The sequence below is a fragment of the Mesorhizobium sp. M0030 genome (assembly GCF_040323695.1).
Lineage (GTDB): Bacteria > Pseudomonadota > Alphaproteobacteria > Rhizobiales > Rhizobiaceae > Mesorhizobium.
On sequence record NZ_JAMYVE010000012.1, the window covers coordinates 15,653 to 38,868 of the forward strand.

Below are 23,216 nucleotides of genomic sequence, written 5' to 3' on the forward strand. Positions count from 1 at the left end.
AGAGTTTCCTAATTCGACTGAATGAACTTTAGATAAATGCTTGTTGCAATGAGCGACTGACGACTGCGAAGCGCTTTGTAACCCTCTGAAATCTAGCAAAAAATCCGGAGTCGCAGACCGTATCCCCCTTTAGCGCGACTGAAGTCCCATACCGATCGACCTTGGTCGGGCGATGCACAACCGCGGAATGCTTGCGGCATTTCGGAGTATGGCGTCACCATGTGGCTGTGACTGCGCATTGGCAGACAACTCGCCGGGCGAAGACCCCAACAACCTCGAGCCCGGCGAGCCTTACACCTGATCAGAGTACGCGATCAGGACCGGGGATCAGCCGGCGAAAGATGTGGGTGCAATATGGGTGCCAAACTATTCGTCCCAAATTGGGACCATGCTGCGGCCGGCAAGCTGCGCTTAGGTCTCATAAAAGGCTTAGGCGCTGGCATCGGAAATGGCGATCGCTGGTCGCTCTGCGCCAAGCCGCAGGACCAGCATCATGGTTGCCCCATTTTGCAGAACTTGACGCACACAACCCCCCGCGACAAAGGCTGCTGGGCCGTCGTAGCGCCGATCTGCTCCGGCATGGCCGCGTGAATGCCCGCTCGACTCCAGCAACAGCTTCATCCTTGGTTGCGACGTTCCCGCGCGCGCCGCCGTCATCGAGCGTATTATCTTACTCGCCTAACCCGGATCGTGCCGCGTCCGCTTTCCGGGACGCACGGATCTATGCTCAATACCTAATGTCAGGCGCGTACCTGAATGGGTCCTCGAGCCGAGATAGCGCGTTAGTCCATACCCGACATTGCGATGTCCAGAAATCGACCGTTTCGCGAACAGCGATGACTACTCGGAGCTGCTATCTCGTTTGCGCCACGAACTGTCCCCTGCCCTCAATGCTTCCAACGTCTCATTTGGGGGCCGATAACGGACTGACAGCTTCGAGCGTCGAGCCGTTGGGTTAGACCCTGACGCCGATGCGTGCGCCGACGGAATCTTCCAACAGTCAACAACGCCGAGCTAAGCATCGAGCAAAACCGTCCCTCGCGGGCGGCTGCAACATGCCAGGACATAGCCGGCAGATTTCTCTTTAGCATTCAGTCCGCCCAAATCGTCCATGGTAACCTCGCCGGATAGTTTGGCTATTCGGCACGTTCCGCAAACGCCCTGCTGGCAGGCGGTTGGGATGTAGATGCCACAGTTCCGCGCCGCGTCCAGCAGGGTCTCTCCGGGCGCGCAGCGATGCTCCACACCCGAGCGGACAAAACGGACCGAAGACGAAATCGCCAAGCCCAATTCCGACCGAGAACCATTGCTGCCTCCGAAACTCTCCTCGTGATACTGCGCCGGCGGGAAGCCTATTGCATCAAGGCAGGCGCGTGCCGTCTTCATGTATCCTTCGGGCCCACAGGCAAAAACGGTGCGCTTGTGAAGATCGGGAACCAGGCTCAGCAGCATCCGACCATCAATTCGGCCGGTTGAACCCGTCCAAGCGGGACCTCCCTGGCCGCAAACCAAAGTCACTTGAACATTGGGAAAGCGAGCGGCAAGTGCTTCCAGTTCCGCTCGGAAGATGATGTCGCCTGGGGTTTTCGCGCTGTGAATGAAGCGGATCTCCCTGTCGTCTGCGCGGTCTGTAAGCGCACGCAGCATTGACATGGTCGGAGTCACGCCGCTCCCGCCCGAAAGGAAAACAGGTTTCTCCGACGGCAATTTATCCAGATTGAACGAACCGAGCGGCCCTTCGATCTCGATCTCGCTGCCCGGCGTCAAATGGTCATGGATCCAGTTGGAAGTGAGCCCGCCCTGCGTTCGCTTCACGGTGATCTGAAGATCAAGCGGTCGCGTCGGCGGTGACGATACCGAGTAGGCGCGCGTTATTGTGGCGCCGTTGATCCTGAGGTGCACGAGAACATACTGGCCCGCGCTGAAGCAGAACATCCGACCAGCGGCAGATGTGAGAACAAATGTTTTCACATCGTGCGTCTCGTCTATCACGCGACGGCAGAGCACTATATCTCGCGTCTTTTGTGCCCATCGCCGCTGACGCATGGTGGGCACGACATCTGAGGCTTGGATGGAGGCGTATGCATTCATCGTGCGGCTCGGCGTTAGGTCGAGCGAACATGCCAGTTCTTACCCCGCTGAACAGCAATATTATCCCAGCGTTATGATCGGGAATATCGATTAAACCTCCAGCGACATAACAGCGAGATGGAGAGCACGGATGCCTTTGCGAATGATCGGTTCGTGTTTGCGGCGTGCCAGTATCGCCGTATGGACTGGCTGGTGCAAGGTCGGCGCTCCTTCGACCAGGAACGATGGAATCTCACCGGTAAACCTGCGCGCATCATCGCTGCGCATGTAGCAAGTGCCGCCCGTTCGCCGGAGCATGATCTCCGCCAGAGCTTCCGATCCGGTCGAAAGTCGGCAGATCGCCAATTGAGCCAGCATCTCTGCGTGCGTTTTCTCCAGCACGACGGTGTAGCCTGGGCGGATGTAGGTGTCGGGATCGACGTCCGACAGGTTTCTGGCGGCAGTCGAAACCATTAAATATTCCTCGACCATCAGGTGCTCGTATGCGATCTCAGGCAAGTAGCGGGGGGCATAAAGCACCGCGATATCCAGGTTTCCCATGCTGAGGTCGCTGACCATCTGGTTCGAATAATCCGACTCGACATGGATTGAGGACTTCGGAAGTGCTTGGCACAGGGTTTCGACCCACCCGGGCAGGACTGAGCGGGTCATGCCCACTTGGGCGGCAACGCGCAAGGTGCGTTCGAAACGGTTGAAGGCCCGGACATCGTGGCGAGCCTGCGACCAAGTGGATACCAGAGATCTTGCGTAGGCTTCGAACCGGCGCCCTGCGGCAGTCGGCTCTGCCCCGGCGCGTCCGCGTTGGAACAGTTCAGATCCGATTGCGCTCTCCAGGTTCTTGATGCGGGTGCTGATTGTCGATTGGGTTAAGCCCAACCGATCTGCGGTGCGATTGAAATTTCTCGATTCGATGATGTCGAGAAAGGTTTCGATGTGATCAAGCTGCATGGAAATCCCGATCGAAAAATTCGATCATGTTCCTGCCTACCATAAGCTTGATCAAACAATACTCAAGGGGGAAGCTGCACCAGATCATCGGCCGGCGCACCGCCGGGACGGGCCACGGAGCGGAACAAAGTGTTCATAGTTGATTGCGACTGTCACAATTACTGGTCAAGCGCCACCGTGTTGACGCCATACCTTTCCGGCTTGTGGAAAGACATGTTCACCGAGGGCGAGAAAACAGGTCCAGTCGGCGCATTTCCGCATGGCCATCGCCCCTGGTTTCATCCGCAGGACTTCTCCCGCAAGGACGTCCGTCCGAAGACGGAAGCCGACAATTATCTCATCATGAAAGAGAAGCACCTCGACAAGTACAAAGTCGACGTGGCGATCCTCACCGGCGATGAGCCGATCGAGGCGTCGACCCTCGCCAATCCTTACTATGCCAGCGCCCTGGTCAGCGCCTACAATGACTATCAGATCAACCAATGGCTGCCGAAAGACGATCGTTTCATGGGTTCGATCATCATCGCACCACAGGATCCGAAGCTCGCTGCCGCCGAGATACGCCGTCTGGGCAGTTATCCGCGTATGGTCCAGGTTCTCGCTTCCCAAGGGTCCGTCAAGCCGTATGGAGACCCGTTCTACCATCCGATCTACGAAGCTTGCGCTGAAGTAGGGTTGCCGTTCGCCATACATCTGGGCGGGCATGGCGGCGTGAATTCAACTGCCATTGCGCCTGCGCCCACGACATTCTTCTGGGAAACGCATGCCATTTTGCACATGTCCGCGATGTCGCACGTGGCAAGCATGATCGCCCATGGCGTCTTCGAGAAGTGGCCGGACCTCTACTTCGTGATCATCGAGTGCGGTGTCGCCTGGGTTCCGTCGGTCCTGTGGCGCCTGGATGCCGACTACAAAGCGCTGCGTAAAGAGACGCCATGGCTGAAGATGCTGCCATCGGAATATTGCCGGCGCAACATCCGCTTTTCCACGCAGCCGCTGGAGCAACCTGCAAACATCCAACATCTCTGGTCCACGCTCGAAGCGATGGACGGGGAAAACACGCTGATGTTTGCGTCGGACTATCCGCACTGGGATTACGACGATGCCAACACGCTGCAAATCCCTCCTGCCTGGAAGAGCAAGATCATGGGACTGAATGCGTTGGAAGTCTACAAACGCATCCCCCGTGCGCAAGCCGCGAATGCTGCCTGAGGAACCATACGATGCCCGAGAAGACATATATCTGCCGCGTCCACGAGATCGAAACAGGATCTCCGTTTATCGCCAAGATCCGCAGCCTTTCGGTCGGGATTTTCCGCATCGGAGATTCATTCCACGCGCTGCTGAATGTCTGTCCGCACCGCGGCGCTCCACTTTGCGAGGGACCGCAATGCGGGACAACCGCGCCCGTTGAACAAGCGCAATTCATCTATCATCGCGAAAACGAGATCGTTCGATGCGCCTGGCATGGCTGGGAATTCGACATCAAGTCAGGTGAAGCCTTGGTCGATCCGTCCATTCGCGCTCGCACATTTCCAGTCACCGTCGAAGCCGGCAGCATCTATGTGACGGCCTGATTGGCCCAAAAGCCGATTGGGATTGGAAAAATTCGAAGAAAGATGGCCGAAGCCAACTAGCAGATTTGTTCGCAGGTGCTTGAAAAAAATAACGCGGAGAACTCCGCAATGGGAGAGTCAAATGTCAGAATCTGAATACAAGCTTGGTATCCCGCAAAGCCTGGTCGGTGGCGGCAAAGTTTCCCGCCGCGACTTCATTCATCTTGGGATAGCCGCAGGCCTGACGGTCGCCGCCGCCGACACGCTCTTCGTCGCCAGGGCGCGTGCCGAACCGATGCACGGCGGCTTCGCCAAGCTCGGCATGGCTCATGGCGCGACGACGGATTCAATCGATCCGGCCGGCTACCCCGATACGTTCACACAAACCGCGTTTTCGGGCTCGCTATCCAACAGCCTCACTGAGGTCGACGCCAAAGGCAATGTCCAACCGGACCTCGCCGAGAGCTTCGAATCTTCGGATGGGGCCAAGACCTGGGCCTTCAAGCTGCGCAAAGGCGCAACCTTCCACAACGGCAAGACTGTGACGGCGGATGACGTCGTGACGTCATTGCAATATCACATGGGCAAGGACACAAAGTCGGCGGCGAAGTCGCTGTTGGAGTCCGTCGCCGGGATCAAGGCGGACGGCCCGGAAACGGTGGTCTTCACGCTCAAGAGCGGCAACGCCGATTTCCCTTACATCATGAGTGACTACCATCTGGTCATCATGCCAGCCAAGGACGGCAAGGCGGACTGGGCTTCAGGGGTTCGCACCGGCGCTTTCCTCCTTGAGAATTTCCAGCCCGGCGTTTCGGCGAAACTCAAGCGCAATCCAAACTACTTCAAAAACGGCAGGCCCTATCTCGACGAGGTGGAATTCATCGCCATCACTGATCTTGCCGCTCGCATGGCGGCCTTGTCGACGGGCGAGGTGGACTATATCGGCCGCGCCGACCTCAAGACCCTCGGCATGTTGAAACGCAATCCGAAGGTGGAAATCGTCGAGGTCACCGGCTACGGACATTATACCTTGCCGATGAATGCCGCGATGGCGCCGTTTGATAATCCAGACGTGCGAATGGCATTGAAATGGGCGATCAATCGCCAAGAAATCGTCGACAAGATCTTTCTCGGCCACGCCACCGTGGCTAACGACAACCCGATCGCGCCAGCGATCAAATTCGCCAAGGATCCGCAACCGCAACACAACTTCGATCCGGAAAAAGCCAAGCACTACCTGAAAAAGGCCGGAATGGAGAACCTGAAGGTGGATCTCTCGGTCGCCGATGCCGCTTTTGCAGGCGCGGTGGATGCGGCTTCGCTCATTCGCGAGACGGCAGCCCAATGCGGCATCGACGTCAATGTCGTGCGGGAGGCCGAGGACGCTTATTGGGACAATATCTGGCTCAAGAAACCCTGGTGCGCATCCTATTGGAGCGGTCGAGCGACGGCCGACTGGATGTTCACGCAAGCCTTCGCCGCGGACTCCAGCTGGAATGAGTCGTTCTGGAAAAATCCCCATTTCAACGAATTGCTTGTTAAGGCGCGGGCCGAGACGGACGAGGCCAAGCGAGCGGGAATGTATGCCGAGATGCAGCAACTAACCCACGACGATGGCGGCAGCATCGTGCTGGTCTTCAACAATTTCGTCAGCGCCCAATCCAAAAAGCTCGCACATGGCGAAGTGGCGCCCAACTGGGAGAACGATGGACTGAAAATGGCCGAACGCTGGTGGATCGCCACGGCATGAAAAGGCGGCCGGGGCCACGATGGTTGTGAGGCTCCGGTCGGCTTGCTCCGAGTGCAGGACTGCCGCCCAAAGGGAGACGGCACTCAAATGAACCCCGTCGCAAGAACGGTTCTGCAGCGCCTTGGCCTCGGCCTGGTCACTTTGTTCATCGTGTCCATCATCATCTTCTCTGCCATCGCGATGCTTCCGGGCGACTTCGCCAAGGCCACGCTCGGGCAGTCGGCGACGCCCGAAACGGTCGCCGCCTTTCAGCGGGAAATCGGCATCGATCGTCCGCCTGTCGAGCGCTATTTCGTCTGGGTCGCGCAAATGCTTCACGGCGACTTCGGCTCTTCGTTCGCGAGCCGCACCGGATATCGGCGTACCGTGGCTGAGATCATCGCGCCACGCCTCTACAATACGATGTTTCTTGCAGCGGTGACCGCGCTGATAGCGGTTCCGCTGGCGCTCGGGCTTGGCATTCTCGCCGCGCTGTACCGCAACGGCTGGTTCGACCGGCTGGTGAATGCCGTGACACTGACAACTATTTCGTTCCCGGAGTTTTTCGTCGCCTATATGCTCGCCTACCTGGTGATCTCGCGCGACACGTTCATTGCATCCGATTTCGCTCAATCCCTGCCCCATTGGCTCAGTATCTCACTGACCTGGGCACTCAATGCGGTTCCCAAATTTCCGACACTGTCGAATGTGAACGATCATACCCCATTTTGGGAGCACCTCTGGAAAGTGGCGCTGCCGGCAATCACCCTTACACTCGTGATCGTGGCCCACATGATGCGCATGACCCGAGCGGCCATCATCAACATGCTCGCAAGTCCCTACATCGATATGGCGCGCCTCAAGGGAATGTCCCCGATGGTGATCGTGCTGAGGCATGCCCTGCCCAATGCCTGGGCTCCCATCGTCACTGTCGTGGCGTTCAATATGGCATATCTCATCGTCGGAGTGGTCGTGGTCGAGGTCGTTTTCGTCTATCCCGGGATCGGCCAACTGATGGTTGATGCGGTAAAATCCAGGGACGTTCCGGTTGTCCAGGCCTGTGCCCTGATTTTCGCCGCGACCTACATCCTTCTCAACCTGCTGGCCGACATTATTTCCATCGCCACCAACCCCAGGCTCTTGCACCCACGATGACCAGATCCCAATCTATCGCGGCGGTTCAGAGGCTGAGGCGCTCGCGTGCCAGCCGGGCGAAAACAGCGCTGAAGAAGGCACCGCTTAGTGCATGGTTCGGCATCGTGGTGATCGTTGGCTACGTCCTTGTTGCGGTCTTCGCGCACTGGATAGCCCCATATGGCGAGACGCAGGTCTTCAGCGAAGCCTTCGCGCCGTGGAATCAGGAATTCAAATTGGGAACCGACCAGCTCGGCCGCGACATGCTCACCCGCTTGATCTACGGTGCGCGCAACACCATCGCTATCGCGGTCGCGACTACATTGCTCTCCTTCGCGGTAGGCGTGTCGCTCGGCCTCCTTGCCGCATTGTATAGGGGGTGGCTCGACCAGATCTTGTCGCGTGCGGTGGACGTGCTGATGTCGATCCCGAGTCTGATCTTCGCGCTGGTGCTTCTGTCGATCTTCGGCTCGTCGATCACCAGCCTGATTGTTATCATTGCGCTTCTCGATTCTACCCGTGTCTTTCGGCTTTCTCGCGCCGTTGGGCTTAACGTGGCCGTGATGGAATATGTCGAGGTGGCGCGATTGCGCGGCGAGGGACCGAGATGGATCATCGCCAAGGAAATCCTTCCCAATGTCATGCCTCCACTGGTCGCCGAGTTCGGCTTGCGATTCTGCTTCGTGTTCCTGACAGTCGCGGCGCTGTCGTTCCTCGGAGTCGGTATTCAGCCGCCGACGGCCGATTGGGGATCAATGGTGCGCGAGAACGCAACCCTGATCACTTACGGCGATGTCACGCCGCTGCTTCCGGCCGGCGCGATAGCTCTTCTTACCGTATCCGTAAATTTCGTTGTGGACTGGTACCTGCACGCAACAAGCGGGTTGCGGGATGAAAAGTAGCGATCCAGGCTCACGCGAAAAAGGAAAGGATCTACTGCAAATCCGCAATCTGCATGTGGAGGGATCCTCGGACGAACAGTGGCATCCCATCGTCCGCGGGATCGATCTTACGCTGAAGCGGGGGGAGGTTCTTGGCCTAATCGGCGAGTCAGGCGCCGGCAAGTCCACCATTGGCCTTGCCGCAATGGGCTATGCCAAACCGGGCTGCCGGATCACACAGGGCTCGGTCCTGTTCGACGGGATTGATCTCCTGGCAGTCAATGAAAAGGGGCGCCGTCGTCTCCGGGGCTCCCGCATTGCCTATGTCGCGCAAAGCGCGGCGGCCTCCTTCAATCCGGCACATCGACTTTTGGAACAAACCATCGAAACCGCGGTGGCGCATGGAATCGTCAGCCGGGAAGAGGCGAACCGGAGCGCCGTGGATCTTTATCGGCGTCTTCAGCTCCCAGAACCCGAGAGCATAGGCTTTCGCTATCCTCATCAGGTCTCAGGCGGGCAGTTGCAACGGGCCATGACAGCGATGGCAATGGCTTGTCGACCGGACCTCATAATATTCGACGAGCCAACAACGGCGCTCGATGTGACCACGCAGGTTGAAGTCCTTGCCTCCATTCGCAACATCGTTGAGGAATTCAGTACTGCTGCAATCTACGTAACGCATGACCTGGCGGTGGTGGCGCAAATGGCGGATCGCATCATGGTTCTGCGACACGGAGTTACCGTGGAGGTGGCTGACACACGTCAGATGCTGGCCTCGCCCAGCCAGGAATATACGAGGACGCTCTGGGCAGTCCGCAAGCTCGCCAAGCCCGAAGTTCCAGCCGATGACTATCTCTTGACGATAGACAACGTCACCGCGGCTTATGCCGGAGGGGTCAAGGTGCTCCAGGATGTCTCCATCAAGGTTCCGCGCGGAAGAACAGTCGCTGTGGTCGGCGAATCCGGTTCTGGGAAATCGACGCTCGCTCGAGTCGTTACCGGACTCTTGCCGCCAAGTTCGGGTTCGATTTCTTTCGCAGGCCAGCTCCTTTCCAAGAGCCTGAAGGCGCGGCCCAAGGAGGTCCTGCGTCGCGTCCAGATGATTTATCAAATGCCCGACAACGCCCTTAATCCGCGCCAAACGGTCGAAGAAGTCCTAGATCGGCCACTCGAATTCTACCTCGGCCTCAAAGGCGCGCAGAGAGATCGCCGGATAAGCGAACTTATGCACATGGTCGAGATGAGCGAGGATTTTCTGGAACGTCTACCTGGCGAGCTATCAGGTGGCCAAAAACAACGCGTCTGCATTGCGCGGGCATTGGCTGCCGAACCGGAGCTTATCATCTGCGACGAGATCACATCCGCGCTCGACCAAATTGTGCAGGAGGAGATCCTCAAGCTTCTGATGCGCCTACAGCGTGAACTCGGGATGAGCTACATCTTCATTACCCATGACATTGCCACGGTGCGCGCGATAGCAGACGAGATTGTCGTCATGCACGGCGGCAAAGTCGTCGAGCAGGGATTGAAGAGCGTGGTTCTCACACCTCCGTATGCCGCTTACACCGAACGGCTTTTGTCCTCTGTTCCCGAAATGGATCCTGACTGGCTGACAAGATTGCTGGCCAGTCGGAAAATCTGACAGGTTGCAAGGTGGTCAGGAATTAAGTCCCCGTCCGCCCATCTTCCACGTGCTTTGAAGGGCATGATCGAGCTCCACGCGCAGCGATCAGCGCGACCATTATGCACGCCTTCTGGAACCGTCTATCGCTGATCCAGGACCATCAGGCTAGGTTTGACGCTGAGACGTATCGGAAATACGTTCGCGCAAGGCATGCTCGGTCTTGTCTGCTGTGGACTTCACGATCTCGCCGATCTGATCGGCCATCGTGTCTGCTTCCATATGTTCCCGGCCAGCTTCCTGCTTGATGGTTTGATAGGCGTCGGCGGCGACCTGCTTGGCCTCATCGAGGCCCCTGTCGAGCAAAGTTTCGGCGGAATCGCGAAGCTTGTCGCCATAGGCGCCTAGTTGCTCGTCCTCCGTTGCGGTATGGGGCAGAATTGCACCTATAGCGGCGCCGATGGCGAGACCGACGGCCGCAACGGCCAAGGGTTGATCCTCCAACAGATCTTGCGCGGAGCGGTGGGCTTTCGCCGCCATGTCCCCAGTCGTCGAGCTTGCATTGGCAGCGCTTCCCGTCAGACCCGCCGCAGCGGCTCTTGCGGTGCTCGATATGGTGTCGCCGACGCTGGCAGCGCTCGAGGAGATCGATTCCGCGGCATCGGAGAGCGTGCCGCCCAAGCCGCCGCGCTCCCCTGCTGCATCATGTCGTCCCGGCGCTGAAGGCAATGGATAGCCAGCCGAACGGTGGGCGGCGTTTGAGGTACCGCTGCCGAACATCAGCCAGGCCAGACCTGCGCCCACCATGGTGACCGGCAAAGGATTGTCTCGGACCTGCGTTCTGAGATTGCTGAGCATGGCCGCGCTCTCCCCTCCCGAGAACAGCCCGGTGAACTCATCCAGCAATTGTCCCGGCGTCATCTTGCCTCGAATGGATTCGGCGGTCTCCATCACCCGAGCGCGAGCCGCCTCGGCCTCGCGTTCAAGTTCGGCTGCGGATTTCTCGTTCATCTCACCTGCTCCTTAATCGCGCTCGCGTCGCGCTTGAGCTGTCCCTGGGTCCGGTCGGGGGTAAGTTCCGAAGGCGCCATGCTGGCCGTCCCCGTCCGCAGCAGGATGACGCCGAGGACCGCCACGACGACACCGACCAGCAGGGAAGACCACCCCGCGCCAAGCCCTGCCCGCGTCAGTGCGATAATGAGCGCCTGCAGCAACACCAAGAGCGCGGCGAGCAGGCAAATCGCGCCGCCCAGCACTTCCGCGGCACCTGCTCCGGCTTTGGTAAGCTTTTCAGAGAGCTCGGCCCGAAACAGCCTCGCCTCGGTTTGCACCAGAGTGGTGACATTCTGGGCCAAATCGGTGACTAGCCCGGCAAGGCTGGGATTGTCCTGGGTGTTCATCTGTCCTGCTCCGCGTTCTGCGTGGCCCCGTCATCGCCGACGAGGCCAAAATCCTGCGAACGATCAGCGGACCAACCCTGGGCCTGATCGGTGTGTGATCCGAGGTCTCCCGGAGCAGCCTGAGATTCGCGCCTTGCCGGTGGAGAAGCCTTGATGAACCGCCCGAGAGCCAATCCGGCTAACACCGATCCCGCAAGCAGGACACCGGGATTTTGCCGGCCGAAGGACTGCACGTCATCAAGGACTTGGCTAAAGGGCTTCTGTTTCAAGGACGATGAAAGCCGCTCAAGGCCACTGGCAGCATCCAAAGCGAACTTCGATGCGTTCCTTTCATCGTTGCTGGCAAGGTGATCGCTGGCCGCTCGCAGTGCACCACCCAACGCCGCCAAGCTCGATCCGATGTCGCGCTGCGCCTCCTCCGCCTTGTCGGAGATGACCTGCGTGGCTTCAGATGCATAGTCGCCAGCCTTACGGGTCACCTCGTCCCGCGCGTCGTGAAGCAACTCGCTGGCACGCTCATTTTCCTGGCGAAGTCTTTCGGAGACGTCGCTTTTCGCCTTGTCGAATTCGGTGGGCTGTCCGCCCTGATCCTTCTCATGCTGCATGAGGCCACCTAGTGAAAACCGAGGAAGGAGAGGACCGCGAGCACGACGATGATAAGGCCTATAAGATAAATGACACTGTTCATGTGCACGTCCTCCGTAGCTTTCCAACTTCGACGAACCTGCGATGTTCCGTAAGTGAGAGCATTTATCTCAGCCGAAACGAAGAGCTTCGTCAGGCACGCACCCAGTCACCAGTGAGTTGCCCTGTCCCTCGTGCGGAGCCCCAGTTGCTCCGTACGAACGGGTGCGCCCGACATGGTTGACGCGATCCCAAAGAAAACCGGAAGAGCGGACTTGGATCGCTTGACCTGGGCAAATATGATCCTGACGCCTTGCAGAGGGACTGGATGGAAATCGGTCGGGTCGAGCGCAAGCTCTCGGCGATCCTTGCGGCTGACCTCGCCGGGTACAGTCAACTGATGGGCGCTGACGAAGAAGGTGCCCTCGAGCGCTTGAACAGCCATCAACGTGACCACCTCGATCCCTGTATTGCCACGCATCGCGGCAAGATCGTCGGCGACATCATCGAACAGGACGGTCACGTCTTGGGCGCGGGGGTCAACATCGCCGCGCGTCTAGAGAGGATCGCCGAGCCTGGCAGGATCTGCGTTTCCGAACGCGTGCAGGAACATGCAGCGGGAAAGATCGGCCTGCGCTTCGAGGACTCGTGACGTGGGCGGAGTGCCCAGAATTTTGCCTGGTATCGTCGCGCCTCTCTGCCCAGACGGAAATCGGCAGGTCGGTGCCAAAGAGCATGTCCCGCTCGATGCCGATGCCGAAAGGTAGCCGGATCGACGTCATTTCGAGCGCGGTTGCGAGCCAAATTCCTTCGCCGAGTTGATTTGAAGAGCTTCACCACCGGCGTCGCGATCGCGGCTATTGGCGAGCAGGCACGCGCAGTTCCTCGGTGAGAACGATCATGCCGCCCTCTTCTCGATTTCGACTTCATCGACGTTGGCGGGTCCTGCCCTGGTTCCGTTGTCAGGTTGCGGAAGGAAGGCGAGCAACCAGTCGGCTGCCCTGCTGGCCTGGGAGGCGGCACGCACGATGGCGCGGTTGTCTTCGCGCAGGACATCGAGCCAGGAGGCCAGGTAATCGGCGTGGCACGGTCGGCACAATACCTAGCGAGGCGCAGCAGAAGGCTGCTTCCGTTTCGGCGACCAGTTCCTCGAAAGCATATCGCTTTGTGCCGAAGGCGCCGCCGAGGTCACGGCCGACGCGGGAGGGATGGCCGGTCGCATGGCCAAGCTCGTGCAGGGCGGTGCGGTGCCAGTCAATGGTCTCGAAATACGCCTGCGGAGACGGCACCTGCACGTAGTCGTGCGCCGGCACATAATAGGCGCTATTGCCGCCGATGCGGAAATCGATCCCTGTCGCCTTGATTAGTGCCTCGACGGCCGGTTCGATCAGTCCGGGCTCTGGTGCGGGCGGAAACATCGCCAGATCGTCGGGCAGATTTTCGCATTGCGCGACGTTGAAGACGGTGAAGCGCTTCAGAAACTGTATGGCCCGCGCTGCCTCGCCGGTCTCCCGCGCGCGTTTCTTCTCGTCGTCAGGGATGAAGCGGTCAGAATAGACGACGGTGGTCCCGTGTTCGCCCTTGCGGACATGGCCGCCCAGCGATAGCGCCTGGCGGAAAGTCAGCCAGCCCTGGACGGGAAAGCCATGCTCGACGACCGCACCCCACAGGATCAGCACGTTGATCCCCGAATAGGCACGGCCAGAGGCGGCATTGGCCGGCATGGCGAGGGGTGCTTGCGCCGCCGCCGTGCCCCAGGGCACCCAGGGAAAGCGCCCAGCCTCCAGCTCGGCGATGATCTTGTTGGTGATATCATCATAGAGGCTTGTCCGGTCGGCGCCGGCGCGAGCGTAATGTCTGGACATCGGGTTTCTCCGCGACGGGCGCCGGAGGCCTCTCCTCCAGCTCTCAACCCGTCACGGCAAACCGGTCCGTACTCTCACTCTAGAGGCATAGCCCAGGCCTCGAAGGGGACGCTCCTGAACTCGGGGCAAAGGCGGTCCGCGCCAATCAGTAGTGTCGCTGACCTATGGTTATTGCTGCCGGACTGCGTGCCGAATGCGGTCGGTAAGCGTTTGTTCGACGTCGAAATAACCTTCCCAGGCGTCGCGCAACTGAGCCCGCGCGGCGGCGGCGAAGACATCGAAGCCGTTGGCGTTTTCGCAGGTGGGCAACTCATCCCAGCTGACAGGCACCGCGCACAACGCCCCCGCGCGTGCCCGAGTCGACCAGGGGCAGATTGCAGTGGAGCCCTGGCCGTTGCGCAGGTAATCGAGAAACATTCGGCCCTTGCGCTTCGCCTTGCTCATATTGGCGACGAAGCGCGACGGATCTGTACGGGCCAGCAGTTCGGCGAAGTCCTGGCAGAAGCTCTTGACCTCGTCCCAGTCTGCCTCCGGAGGAGCAGGACGACCACATGAACGCCCTTGCCGCCGGACAGCAACGGCCACGACTGCAATCCAAGCGCTTCCAGAATGCTCCGAATGTCGAGGGCTGCCTGCTTGACGGCAGCAAAGCCCAAGCCCTGTCGGGGTCGATGTCGAAGATCATGCGGTGCGGCAGATCCGGCTGCTGGCGACGGCTTCCCCAGATGTGGAATTCGAGCACGTTGGTCTGGACGCCCGCGATCAGCCCAGCCAAGTCATCGACCACGAGATGCGGCTTTCCTTACCGGACACCTTCTCCAAGTGGCCATCATGGATGGCCCTGGGCACGCCTGGCAGGTTGTGCTTCTGAAGAAGGTCTGCTGCAGGTCGCCGTGAGTATCGCGCACCAGCGACAGCGGCCGATCCTGAATGTGCGGCAGCATCTTCTCGGCGACCACTGCGTAGTAGGCGGCGAGCGTGGATTTGGTCACCTTGGTGCCTGGATACATGACCTTGTCCGAATGCGTCAACTTGACGCCGACAGCAGCGGCGATCTCGTTGCCGGATCGAGATTGGCCGAGTCTCTGGGCCGTTTGCGCCTTTTGTTGAGAGTGCCGTCTACTCGGACAAGGAACTCGGATACATGTCAATACGCTGCCTGGGATTCGGTTCCATGCCCAAGCACCGCGCCGGCGACCGTCGGCGCTCAAGGAAGAACGGCGCATAAGCCGCAGTTCCTGCGCGCGGCCGCAACAGCGGACAATTGTCACGCGCAGGACGGAGGAAATTCGCCCCCCGCCGCGGGCGGTGAACAGGACAGCCGTAGGAGCGTCAGCATAGCGCCGGCCGCAGGACGGGACGCGGGACCGACTGTCCCCGTCCGCGGTGGTCCGCATGTTTTGGTTCGAAGCCCACCGGCTGAGATCGCGCAGTTCAGTTCTCGACAGTCCGACCGCTGATCCGCGATGATGCAAACAGGATTGAACCACACCAGAGCCGAGTTTGGCTGCAAGAATCGATCTGGTCTTGCACCCTTTCGGCTTCTTCCTCAATTGCGTTGCAGCTTGTGAATTCCAAGCCTGACAGGCCCTCCCCTGTCACAACTCGTGCAGAAAAGCGCTCGCTCGACCGAACTGACAATGCGGCTTTTCCATAGCGCTCGATGAGGCGTTTTGCCGTTGCATGGTGCGAACATGATCTGCAACAAGCTCGCAACACATGCCACTCGCGAAATGTCGAGCGCCCATACAGGCCACCGTGAACGCTGCCAGGCGCTCCCAAGCGTCAACGCCGGTTGCTGTTTAGCTGGCGACGTCCCTTGGCACGCTTTCGGTCGGAGTAAAGCGAATATCCGCCGTCCTCCCGAAATCTGCAGCGACGCATGAGCCCCGGGCTTGACCCATTGCGTCGCCGAGATTTATTCCCTTGGGCGCCGGCATGGTGTGCCCCAGGAACCTCTTCCACAGTCGCTAGCCAATAGCGGGGCTCGAATTGATGCGGCTGAGCCCACAAATTGGTCGATCGCGCGGCCAATCGAAAGCCATGAAGAGAGGTGGAAACCCTGTAGTGCCGAAGTATCAGTTGAGGGGATGGATGGTGCTACGCAGACGGCCATACGGACAGTCAACGCCCATGTGGGCCGGTAAGCATCCGAATGCACTCTGCGCGCAAGTGAACCCCTTGCGCTAACGCTTCGACGCGCCATCAAAGCATTGACCATGTTGGGGGGCGATCGCACCGCTGATGGCCAGCGAAGGCCAACAAGTGGTCCGGCTACCCTTGGAGCCAATCCGCATTTCTGGCGATTTTTCCCTGGAGCAATCAGTGCATTGACATGAACTCGGCCGTTTTATTGTTCCTTGCTGAGTGCAGGTAATCGTGCCGGAACTCAGCAAGAAAGGCCAGTCCTTCCCAATCATGGATGGTCAATTGGCCATTCACAAGTGATGTAAGGTGCTTCTCCCGAAGAGACTTGAGCGTGCGGTTGATGTGGACTGCCGACAGCCCTGTCGCCTCGCCAAGGTCAGCTTGAGTCACACCAAAAGCGCAGGTTTGATCGGACGCAAGTCCGGCATCTTCCATACGTAGCATGATTTCACAGAGAAGGTGGGCCACTCGGCCAAGCGCTTGGCGCTTCCCGACATTGACCACCCATTCGCGAAAAATCGATGCATCAACCAGTGTCGTTCGCCAAAGATTTGCCGCCAGCCTGGGGTGGCGTTCGCAGAGCAGCCGGATAGCCGAGTGATCTATGAAGCCAACACTGCAAGCGCTCACCGTTCGAACGTCGCTATCCAACAGATCGAGGTGCAGGCTCAACAGATCGGGCATGTCGCCAGGCACATGATAAGCAGTGACCTGACGCTTCCCGTCTCCTGTTACCTTCGAGGTGCTGGCTAAGCCAGCCAGGACCATTATGCACCGGGACGGCTGGTCGCCTTCCCGGACCAAGTTCTGGTTTGCGCCAATCGCAACGATCCTTATTCTTACCGCGTCGAGAGCTTGACGCTCACCTGACGTGAGGGTGAAGGCACGATGGAACTTGGCGGTTAAGGGGCTTTGATAAAGCATGTCGGCTCTCCGTTTGGGCGGGAGCGCTATGGTCTCTCAGTCACCCGCGGCCAGCAGAACGCGAATGATGCCCGACCTTATATCATAAACACCGGACCGACTTAACCTGTGATAAGTCTGGCACTGCTTCCGATGGTCCTTTCCCCATCGGCAAACACAGGCTCAACAGGATTGGTGCTTACGAGGGAAGCGGCCCATCATCGGGCCTCGAGTTGCGCAGCTGCGGCAGCAGCTATAATAGATCGTTCTCAAATTCGAGGACTCACACCATGACCGACGCCCCCGACCACGCCGCTGAACTGGTAGAACTCACGGCGGATGTGGTATCCGCGTACGTCAGCAACAATCCCGTGCCGGTCGCGGGCTTGGCGGACCTGATAGCCTCAGTGCACGGGTCGCTGTCTGGGATTGGCCATCGCGTGGCTGCCGCGACCGAAGAACCAGTGCCTGCGGTAAATCCAAAAAGGTCAGTATTTCCCGATTACATCATCTGTCTTGAAGATGGTAAGCGGTTCAAAACCCTTCGGCGACATCTGCGCGTGGATTTCGGTCTCACTCCTGACGCGTATCGAACGAAGTGGAACTTGCCATCCACTTATCCGATGGTCGCTCCCAACTATGCGGCCTCACGGTCTGCCATGGCGAAGTCGATCGGTCTGGGTAGGAAGGCACCGCAGCCCACGGCAACTGCAACGGGCAAGGCAAGGCCGACGGCTAAGGCTAAAGCGTAGCTTCCGCGATCACACCATTACCACCGCGGCACCAATCGGCGATGTATGCATCGCGGCGGACCTGTCCGCTCTTGGCCGGTGCCCACCCAGGTTCCCCAACCCATGGCGCCGGCCATTTGTGGCCCACACCTCAGCTTCGTATTGCTGCCCAATCTTTTCTTGTTGTAGGCCGCTTACGACGTTAATCTCCGCTTGGCCTGATTGCTGGGAGGCAACGCCATGGCTGACATAATTCCAATTCGCAAAGCACGCCCTTGTGTCGAAGTTGGCAAACCCTGTGGCGAGTGGTTTGTCCGCGTGATCGAGGAAGACCAGGAACTCACCCGATCATTCAAGCTCGAATCCTATGCCGTGGCCTTTGCAGAAGGCCAAAGGTCGCGTCTGCATCTCAACACGTTTTCGCGGCTGTAGAGCAAGCCTATGCAGAGGTCCGCAGGGTTACTGGCGAATTTGGGCGATAGCATCGAAGCCATCGCCGGCCACATTGCGACCATGGAAACGCGACAACTGCACCAATAGCTCAAGTCGTTGCCATCGAGATCGGAAATCGCCAGCGCGGAAATGGTGATGGGCATCCTCGTCTATCGAGAGGTTGAACTGCGCCGCCGGCGGGGGACGGGCGGCAACGTGCTGCCCTTCCCCGGTCTCGGGACTCCACTTATCCAGCACTAGGCAGCGACGCCGGACCTGTAAGAGGCCATCGGATAGCGCATCCCTGTCGGTGATTGTTCACGTTCTTGAGCAGCACTTCATGCGGATCCTGCACGGCCTGGTGATTGTCGCAGATCGGCGACAATCGGGCCGACGATTGCCTTGTGCAGCCGTTCCGCCTCGATCTTGAAGCGGGCGAGCTGTTCCTGCGAAACGTGTTGTGAGGGGTTTTCGTCTTGACCATGGTAGCGAACTCCGTTGAGGGGATCGCCGCAAACGGTTCTTGCACAAAAAAGCCCGTCGCGGTGAGCGACAGGCTATTATGACATCAGGGATTAGAACTTGTAGGCGATGCCGAAGCGAACCTCGTTGGTCTTCAGATCAACGTCGGCATTGACCAGACCACCAAAGGATTCTGTACCGAAGTCGGTATAGCGATACTCGCCTCGCAGCAGCAGATTGTCGGTCATGGCATAATCCAAGCCCACGCCTATCGTCCATCCTGTGAATGTATCTCCGAACGAAGGTCCGCCTCCATTATTACTTATGTCGACATCGCCAAACGCAACGCCACCCGCAATATAAGGAAGAAAGCGATCAACGGCATATCCTAGGCGCAGTCTTGCCGCCGCACTCCAGTTGAGTTCTTCGGTGGCGATGCCGCCCGGGATCGGGATACCAGGAGCGCTGAAGACTTGGCCGCTGCCATCAACATTCGCATATACGACGTCCAGCTCCGCGCCAATCACAATGTTATTGGACATCTGATAGTTGTAACCGGCGTAGACGCCACCAAGGAACCCGTCAGGATCTGTGTCGACAAAGCCCGGCCCACCGATTTCGTCTATGTTGCCATTCCCCCAAGCATAGCCTGCCTGTAGGCCGACATACCCACCCGTCCAGCTAAAGACCGGCGCGGCTTCTGCAACGATGGCATCGGCAGCATACGCCGACGAAGCCAGCAGAGACAACGACAGACCAAGAAGCAGCTTCTTCATAGGTGATCTCCTGTAACTACCTTTTTGGTAGCAGAGCGCGCCGATTGATGCAGTTGTTTTTCTGCCACAGTTGGCCGAATTCAAATCGGCCGCCCGCACTTACATGAGAACCTTATGCCAACTCGCTGGTGGCGATCGGATCGCCCCTCGCCACAGTGGGCAACTGCTCGGCCAGCCAACTGTCCAGAACCTTCAGGCCGGGAACACTCATTTCGGTATCCCAGAATTAACATCGAGGAGGGTACGATAAAGGCTGTCGACCTCCTTGTCGTCGAACGCCTCGGTCAGCTCGCTTTCCGCAATCCCCTCAGCCTCTGCGTCGGCGATTAGGCGCTTTGCGAGCTGCTCGATCTCCGCTCGCTCTTTCGGCGCACCGGCGTCGGATAGATCGTGTTTTTTTATCCATTGGTTCAAAAATAGGACGGCCGGCTTGCTCATTCGGAAACACCTGGGGCAAAGTGCACGACGGCATCGACCAGCGTCCGATATAGGCTATCAACCTCTTCGTCGATCTCTTCGCGCTCGATCGTCAAGGCTTTAGCGTCGGCATACAATTTGTGTATGTACTCACTTACCGAAACGGCGTCGGTTTTAGCCGTTTCGGGGAAATTGTTGCCGATCCAGCGATCGAGAAAGTTGACGCCGCGTGTGCTCATGAAGCCTAAGCTCGATCCAGCGCTTAGGTTCCAGCAGGGCGCTCGACGGCAGCTTCGTCGACCTCGGCTTCCATTTCGTCGTTGACAGTCTTGGTCTTGCCGAAGGCGGCCACCGGCTCACCGTCAAAGCCCTGCAGCCACGCGTCGGCATGCTCTCCCCAGTAGGCTGGCACCGCACGTCTCCTTGCCATCCTTGCTCGCTTGGGCGTACATCCAGGCGTAGGTGGCGCGCTCCTGATCTTTCCTAGCCACGGCCATCTGTGTCATCCTCTCGGAAGTCCTGCAGTGAGGCGTGGCGCAGGTCATCCTCGCCGCGCAGGTGCTTTACGCGGCCGATCAGCCCCGGCTTGACCCATTGCGTCGCAGGCCGCTTCATGACGCCCTTGGGCGCCGTGCCTGGGTGCTCTTGGACGCGTTTCCATAGCCTCTCGCGCATTTCCCGGTTCAAGGTGACGAACGCGCTGCCGACATAGCGCCCTGTGCCCCGCTCGGCCATGAGAGCGAAAGCCGGCTTGCCCGCTTCACGCTCGACGCCGAGCAGATCGAACTCGTCGATCGCATAGCACTTGGCCTTCAGCCAGTTGGCTGACGGACCGCTGCGGTATTTGCTGTCCTTCCGCTTCGACACCATGCCTTCAAGTCCGGCTTGGTCGAGCAAGTGGAGGATCGCCTTGGCTTCGCCGGGCAGAGGCTCGCTGAACTGAATACGCCGCCCGGGCTTGATCATGCTGGCCAGGATCTCGCGCCGCTCCTCAAGCGCCATGTCGCGCAGATCGTGCCCATTGAGGTGCAATAGATCGAAGGCGACGAAATAGAGGTCTTGCTGTCGGCGGGTGATCGCTTTGCGCAGATCGCCGAAGTCCGAAAGGCCAGCTTCGTTCAAGACGATGATCTCACCGTCGACAATCGCGCTTTCGGCACCAAGGCGCTTGGCCTCTCTCACCAGGTCGCGATATTTCGCAGTCCAGTCGTGGCCGTTGCGCGTATAAATGCGTGTGCCGTCTTCATCGATGATCATCTGCGATCGGTAGCCGTCGAACTTGACCTCGTGGGTCCAGCCTTCACCCTCGGGAGGGTTCTCCACAAGGGTCGGCATCAACGGCTCGATGAACTTCAAACGCATGCACTGATCCGCCCTCCGGCGATTCAATAAGATTGAGCTAAAATAGTTCCGAAACCGGAAATCAGCCTCTTGGGTGCAACAAACACGTCAACTCGGCGTTGCGGGATGAGCGAAGGAGGAATCGATATGGCCGACGACAAGAGCAAGCGGGACTTTCGCGATCGGGACCAGGTCTCGGCCGATGAGGATTATGAAGTCGAGTATTTCGCAGCCAAGGCCGGGATCACCCCGCAGCAGGTCAAGGAATTGATCGCGAAGCACGGCAACCAACGCGAAACGCTGGAGCGAGAAGCGAAGGCTCTGCGGAAATAATGACCAGGCTATCGGATCTCGGCAGACCAATAACTGGGCACCGACATGAAGGCCCGCCCGCGAGCGAACTCGCGCATTTCCTCCCTTGCCCTGTTTGCGGGCAACAGATCGATATGCGCGATTTTCGCCAGGTCGCTTATCATTCCGATCCGGATCACGATCAGCCTCTCGAACTAGACGCTTAGGAACACAAGTGCCGAAATACCACGTTGAGGAAATGGATGGCGATACCGTGACGGCTACCCACATCGTGCACGCGACAACGCCGATCAGGGCGGCGCGGGAAGCGACGGAGCGCGACGTCACCCTGCGCACCAGCGAACCCATTTGGATCAGGGTTGCCGACGAGAAGCGCGGGCACGTCTTCGAATACTGTTTCAGCCTGTAGCTGACGATCCAACTCGGCTGGCTGAGTTTTTGAATGGCATACCATGCCGTCGACCTCGATACGCAAGTTCGACTATGACCCCAGCACCAGGGTTCTCTCGGTTTGGTTTGTAGCGAGCGGGAAGCATTACGAGTTTTTGGACGTACCTGCTGAGGCCTTTGCCGCGTTCAAAGCTGCCTTTGCCAAGGGCGTCTATTTTAACAGCCACATCCGCAATCGTTATGCATTCCGGCTCGCGGCAGGGAGGGTAGCACCCGCTTCGGGCGATTAACAGAATCTCAGATTCGAGGCGGCCCGCGCCACCCCAGGGGAGCAACTGTGCGAATTGACCCAGGTTCCGAGGGCAAACGAAAGAGCCCGCCGGCCGGGGCCAGCGGGCGCGTTTTATACTAAGCTAGGTGTTGGGCCTATTTGCCCATCATCATCGCAGCTTTGCAGAAGTTTTCATGGGCCTGTCGGACAGGTCTGCCACGACGCGTGACCCACGGCGACGGGTCGGCAAACAGCGCACTCCTGCGCATCCACTGGGCTTACGAAGTCGGTCGGCTGCTCTGCGATCATAGTGCCTTGTCGGAGAACCGCGCTGAGCTCCGCGCAGTCACCGGTCCTGCAATACGGCCGGATCTATGATCAAAGCGCTGAGCAGGAGCCATTCGGGGTCTACGCCTGCCGCCCGGTATTTATTGTCACAAAAAGGGGAACAACGGCAGCTCGGCCGTGTTGGGAGCACAACATGTATTTCGTCAAAGTGCTTTTGGCTGCGATCGCCATCGGTCTCATCAGCCCGGGGGCAATGGCTCAGACCGCGACGACGTCCCCGCAGGAATTTGTCAAAGCAGCTGCGAGTTCAGACATGTTCGAGATCCAGTCGAGTGAGTTGGCGCTGCGGAAATCGAAGACATCACGAGTGAAGGAATTCGCTCGCATGATGATCAAGGACCACACGAATTCTTCCAAGCGGCTCATTGCGGCGGCAAAGAAGGACGACGTCGCAGTGGCACCGGAGATGACAAGCAAGCATGCTGCCCAATTGGAAGCATTGAGCAACGACAGCAGAGGGGCGTTCGATAACGCCTACGTCGACGCCCAGGTTGCAGCGCACCAGGAAGCCCTGACGCTGATGACCTCCTATGCGGAAAACGGTCAGGAAAAACATTTGGCGGCCCATGCGAAAAAGACCGCGCCGGCTCATCCGGCAGCATTTCAAACATGCCCAGCAACTGAGCAAGAGCGGTTCTCAGGGCTGAGTGGATCTGGCCACGACGTTGGTTCTTCGCGGCGCTGTGGAGTCTGTGCCAACCCTCTGGCACTGCCTCCGCCCCCAGGGACGCTGCAACCTTCAAGCGGTCGTCGATGCAGGCTCTAAAGGGTGCGTCGCTCAGGTAGTCCGGCGTGCAAGCACCAGCGTCGTCGAATTTGCCAAACGAACAGGAGAC

Annotated in this window: 25 protein-coding genes and 3 pseudogenes; 12 read left to right on the forward strand and 16 right to left on the reverse strand. The window is 58.9% G+C overall.

Translation table 11 applies throughout. The annotated features are described in order from the left end of the window. Positions 1-1,014: 1,014 nt before the first annotated feature. Positions 1,015-1,971, reverse strand: a complete 957-nt coding sequence (locus NKJ80_RS22435; protein WP_198027084.1) for an FAD-binding oxidoreductase — start codon at positions 1,969-1,971, stop codon at positions 1,015-1,017. A 210-nt stretch (positions 1,972-2,181) separates the two neighbouring features. Beyond that, positions 2,182-3,039 carry a LysR family transcriptional regulator gene (locus NKJ80_RS22440; RefSeq protein ID WP_352498343.1) on the reverse strand — a complete coding sequence of 286 codons (858 nt, stop codon included), beginning with the start codon at positions 3,037-3,039 and terminating at the stop codon, positions 2,182-2,184. 129 nt (positions 3,040-3,168) lie between these two features. On the opposite strand from NKJ80_RS22440, the gene NKJ80_RS22445 reads away from it, so the two are divergent. The 6 genes from NKJ80_RS22445 (at position 3,169) to NKJ80_RS22470 (ending at position 9,981) form a co-directional block, all read left to right on the forward strand. Further along, complete coding sequence (locus NKJ80_RS22445; RefSeq protein WP_031201701.1) at positions 3,169-4,251, forward strand: amidohydrolase family protein; 1,083 nt, start codon at positions 3,169-3,171, stop codon at positions 4,249-4,251. An 11-nt stretch (positions 4,252-4,262) separates the two neighbouring features. Continuing rightward, entirely contained in the window at positions 4,263-4,616 is a 354-nt protein-coding gene (locus tag NKJ80_RS22450; protein ID WP_023690448.1) for a Rieske (2Fe-2S) protein, read from the forward strand. Between the two features lie 121 nt (positions 4,617-4,737). Next, positions 4,738-6,345 (forward strand): ABC transporter substrate-binding protein, encoded by a 1,608-nt coding sequence (locus tag NKJ80_RS22455; RefSeq protein ID WP_352498344.1) that lies wholly within the window; start codon positions 4,738-4,740, stop codon positions 6,343-6,345. Between the two features lie 87 nt (positions 6,346-6,432). Beyond that, a complete protein-coding gene (locus tag NKJ80_RS22460; RefSeq protein ID WP_023734822.1) occupies positions 6,433-7,479 on the forward strand; it encodes an ABC transporter permease in 1,047 nt (348 codons plus the stop codon). After that, a complete protein-coding gene (locus NKJ80_RS22465) occupies positions 7,476-8,360 on the forward strand; it encodes an ABC transporter permease (protein WP_023734823.1) in 885 nt (294 codons plus the stop codon). The genes NKJ80_RS22460 and NKJ80_RS22465 overlap by 4 nt, the downstream gene beginning before the upstream one ends. Beyond that, on the forward strand, positions 8,350-9,981 hold the full coding sequence (locus NKJ80_RS22470; RefSeq protein WP_031262582.1) for an ABC transporter ATP-binding protein: 1,632 nt from the start codon (positions 8,350-8,352) through the stop codon (positions 9,979-9,981). Before NKJ80_RS22465 ends, NKJ80_RS22470 begins: the two co-directional genes overlap by 11 nt. Positions 9,982-10,128: 147 nt before the next feature. Here the strand turns inward: NKJ80_RS22470 and NKJ80_RS22475 are convergent, their stop codons facing one another. The 9 genes and pseudogenes from NKJ80_RS22475 to NKJ80_RS22515 form a co-directional block, all read right to left on the reverse strand. Then, positions 10,129-10,971: a hypothetical protein gene (locus tag NKJ80_RS22475; protein WP_352498345.1), complete on the reverse strand. Its 843-nt coding sequence runs from the start codon at positions 10,969-10,971 to the stop codon at positions 10,129-10,131. Continuing rightward, a complete protein-coding gene (locus tag NKJ80_RS22480) occupies positions 10,968-11,360 on the reverse strand; it encodes a phage holin family protein (protein ID WP_023702904.1) in 393 nt (130 codons plus the stop codon). The genes NKJ80_RS22475 and NKJ80_RS22480 overlap by 4 nt, the downstream gene beginning before the upstream one ends. Further along, positions 11,357-11,965 (reverse strand): hypothetical protein, encoded by a 609-nt coding sequence (locus NKJ80_RS22485; protein ID WP_352498346.1) that lies wholly within the window; start codon positions 11,963-11,965, stop codon positions 11,357-11,359. The genes NKJ80_RS22480 and NKJ80_RS22485 overlap by 4 nt, the downstream gene beginning before the upstream one ends. Positions 11,966-12,153: 188 nt before the next feature. Then, a complete protein-coding gene (locus NKJ80_RS31485) occupies positions 12,154-12,507 on the reverse strand; it encodes a hypothetical protein (RefSeq protein ID WP_084023758.1) in 354 nt (117 codons plus the stop codon). A gap of 157 nt (positions 12,508-12,664) precedes the next feature. Then, positions 12,665-12,886 (reverse strand): annotated as a pseudogene (locus NKJ80_RS31490) (DUF2958 domain-containing protein); the annotation flags it as partial. Next, positions 12,883-13,849: pseudogene (locus tag NKJ80_RS22500) on the reverse strand (ArdC family protein). The pseudogenes NKJ80_RS31490 and NKJ80_RS22500, both read right to left, overlap by 4 nt. 168 nt (positions 13,850-14,017) lie before the next feature. After that, positions 14,018-14,636: pseudogene (gene ligD, locus NKJ80_RS22505) on the reverse strand (non-homologous end-joining DNA ligase LigD). Beyond that, complete coding sequence (gene ligD / locus NKJ80_RS22510) at positions 14,626-14,859, reverse strand: non-homologous end-joining DNA ligase LigD (RefSeq protein WP_156937204.1); 234 nt, start codon at positions 14,857-14,859, stop codon at positions 14,626-14,628. The pseudogene ligD (NKJ80_RS22505) and the gene ligD (NKJ80_RS22510) overlap by 11 nt, the downstream one beginning before the upstream one ends. Before the next feature lie 1,312 nt (positions 14,860-16,171). Further along, the gene (locus NKJ80_RS22515; RefSeq protein WP_023686036.1) at positions 16,172-16,921 is read right to left on the reverse strand and encodes a Crp/Fnr family transcriptional regulator; all 750 of its coding nucleotides are present in this window, start codon (positions 16,919-16,921) and stop codon (positions 16,172-16,174) included. A gap of 269 nt (positions 16,922-17,190) precedes the next feature. Between NKJ80_RS22515 and NKJ80_RS22520 the strand changes: the two genes are divergently transcribed. Together NKJ80_RS22520 and NKJ80_RS22525 are read left to right on the forward strand one after the other, a co-directional pair. Further along, positions 17,191-17,652: a Ros/MucR family transcriptional regulator gene (locus tag NKJ80_RS22520; protein ID WP_023673144.1), complete on the forward strand. Its 462-nt coding sequence runs from the start codon at positions 17,191-17,193 to the stop codon at positions 17,650-17,652. Positions 17,653-17,871: 219 nt separating this feature from the next. Further along, positions 17,872-18,063, forward strand: coding sequence for a hypothetical protein (locus NKJ80_RS22525; protein WP_023673145.1), 192 nt, complete (start codon positions 17,872-17,874; stop codon positions 18,061-18,063). Between the two features lie 575 nt (positions 18,064-18,638). Here the strand turns inward: NKJ80_RS22525 and NKJ80_RS22530 are convergent. The 5 genes from NKJ80_RS22530 to NKJ80_RS22550 all read right to left on the reverse strand — a co-directional run bounded on the left by NKJ80_RS22530 (position 18,639) and on the right by NKJ80_RS22550 (position 21,080). Continuing rightward, a complete protein-coding gene (locus tag NKJ80_RS22530; RefSeq protein WP_023673148.1) occupies positions 18,639-19,301 on the reverse strand; it encodes an outer membrane protein in 663 nt (220 codons plus the stop codon). Positions 19,302-19,508: 207 nt separating this feature from the next. After that, entirely contained in the window at positions 19,509-19,739 is a 231-nt protein-coding gene (locus tag NKJ80_RS22535; RefSeq protein ID WP_023734068.1) for a DUF768 domain-containing protein, read from the reverse strand. Continuing rightward, the gene (locus NKJ80_RS22540; RefSeq protein WP_023673150.1) at positions 19,736-19,957 is read right to left on the reverse strand and encodes a DUF768 domain-containing protein; all 222 of its coding nucleotides are present in this window, start codon (positions 19,955-19,957) and stop codon (positions 19,736-19,738) included. Before NKJ80_RS22540 ends, NKJ80_RS22535 begins: the two co-directional genes overlap by 4 nt. A gap of 23 nt (positions 19,958-19,980) precedes the next feature. After that, positions 19,981-20,130 carry a hypothetical protein gene (locus tag NKJ80_RS22545; RefSeq protein ID WP_023673151.1) on the reverse strand — a complete coding sequence of 50 codons (150 nt, stop codon included), beginning with the start codon at positions 20,128-20,130 and terminating at the stop codon, positions 19,981-19,983. Between the two features lie 71 nt (positions 20,131-20,201). After that, complete coding sequence (locus tag NKJ80_RS22550; protein WP_352498347.1) at positions 20,202-21,080, reverse strand: ATP-dependent DNA ligase; 879 nt, start codon at positions 21,078-21,080, stop codon at positions 20,202-20,204. A 126-nt stretch (positions 21,081-21,206) separates the two neighbouring features. On the opposite strand from NKJ80_RS22550, the gene NKJ80_RS22555 reads away from it, so the two are divergent. The 4 genes from NKJ80_RS22555 to NKJ80_RS22570 all read left to right on the forward strand — a co-directional run bounded on the left by NKJ80_RS22555 (position 21,207) and on the right by NKJ80_RS22570 (position 23,146). Further along, the gene (locus tag NKJ80_RS22555; protein ID WP_023693356.1) at positions 21,207-21,392 is read left to right on the forward strand and encodes a DUF3606 domain-containing protein; all 186 of its coding nucleotides are present in this window, start codon (positions 21,207-21,209) and stop codon (positions 21,390-21,392) included. Between the two features lie 193 nt (positions 21,393-21,585). Continuing rightward, positions 21,586-21,780: a hypothetical protein gene (locus NKJ80_RS22560; RefSeq protein WP_023673158.1), complete on the forward strand. Its 195-nt coding sequence runs from the start codon at positions 21,586-21,588 to the stop codon at positions 21,778-21,780. A 43-nt stretch (positions 21,781-21,823) separates the two neighbouring features. Continuing rightward, complete coding sequence (locus tag NKJ80_RS22565; protein WP_286456740.1) at positions 21,824-22,051, forward strand: KTSC domain-containing protein; 228 nt, start codon at positions 21,824-21,826, stop codon at positions 22,049-22,051. Between the two features lie 462 nt (positions 22,052-22,513). Further along, positions 22,514-23,146: a DUF4142 domain-containing protein gene (locus tag NKJ80_RS22570; protein WP_023689422.1), complete on the forward strand. Its 633-nt coding sequence runs from the start codon at positions 22,514-22,516 to the stop codon at positions 23,144-23,146. The last annotated feature ends 70 nt before the right edge of the window (positions 23,147-23,216 follow it).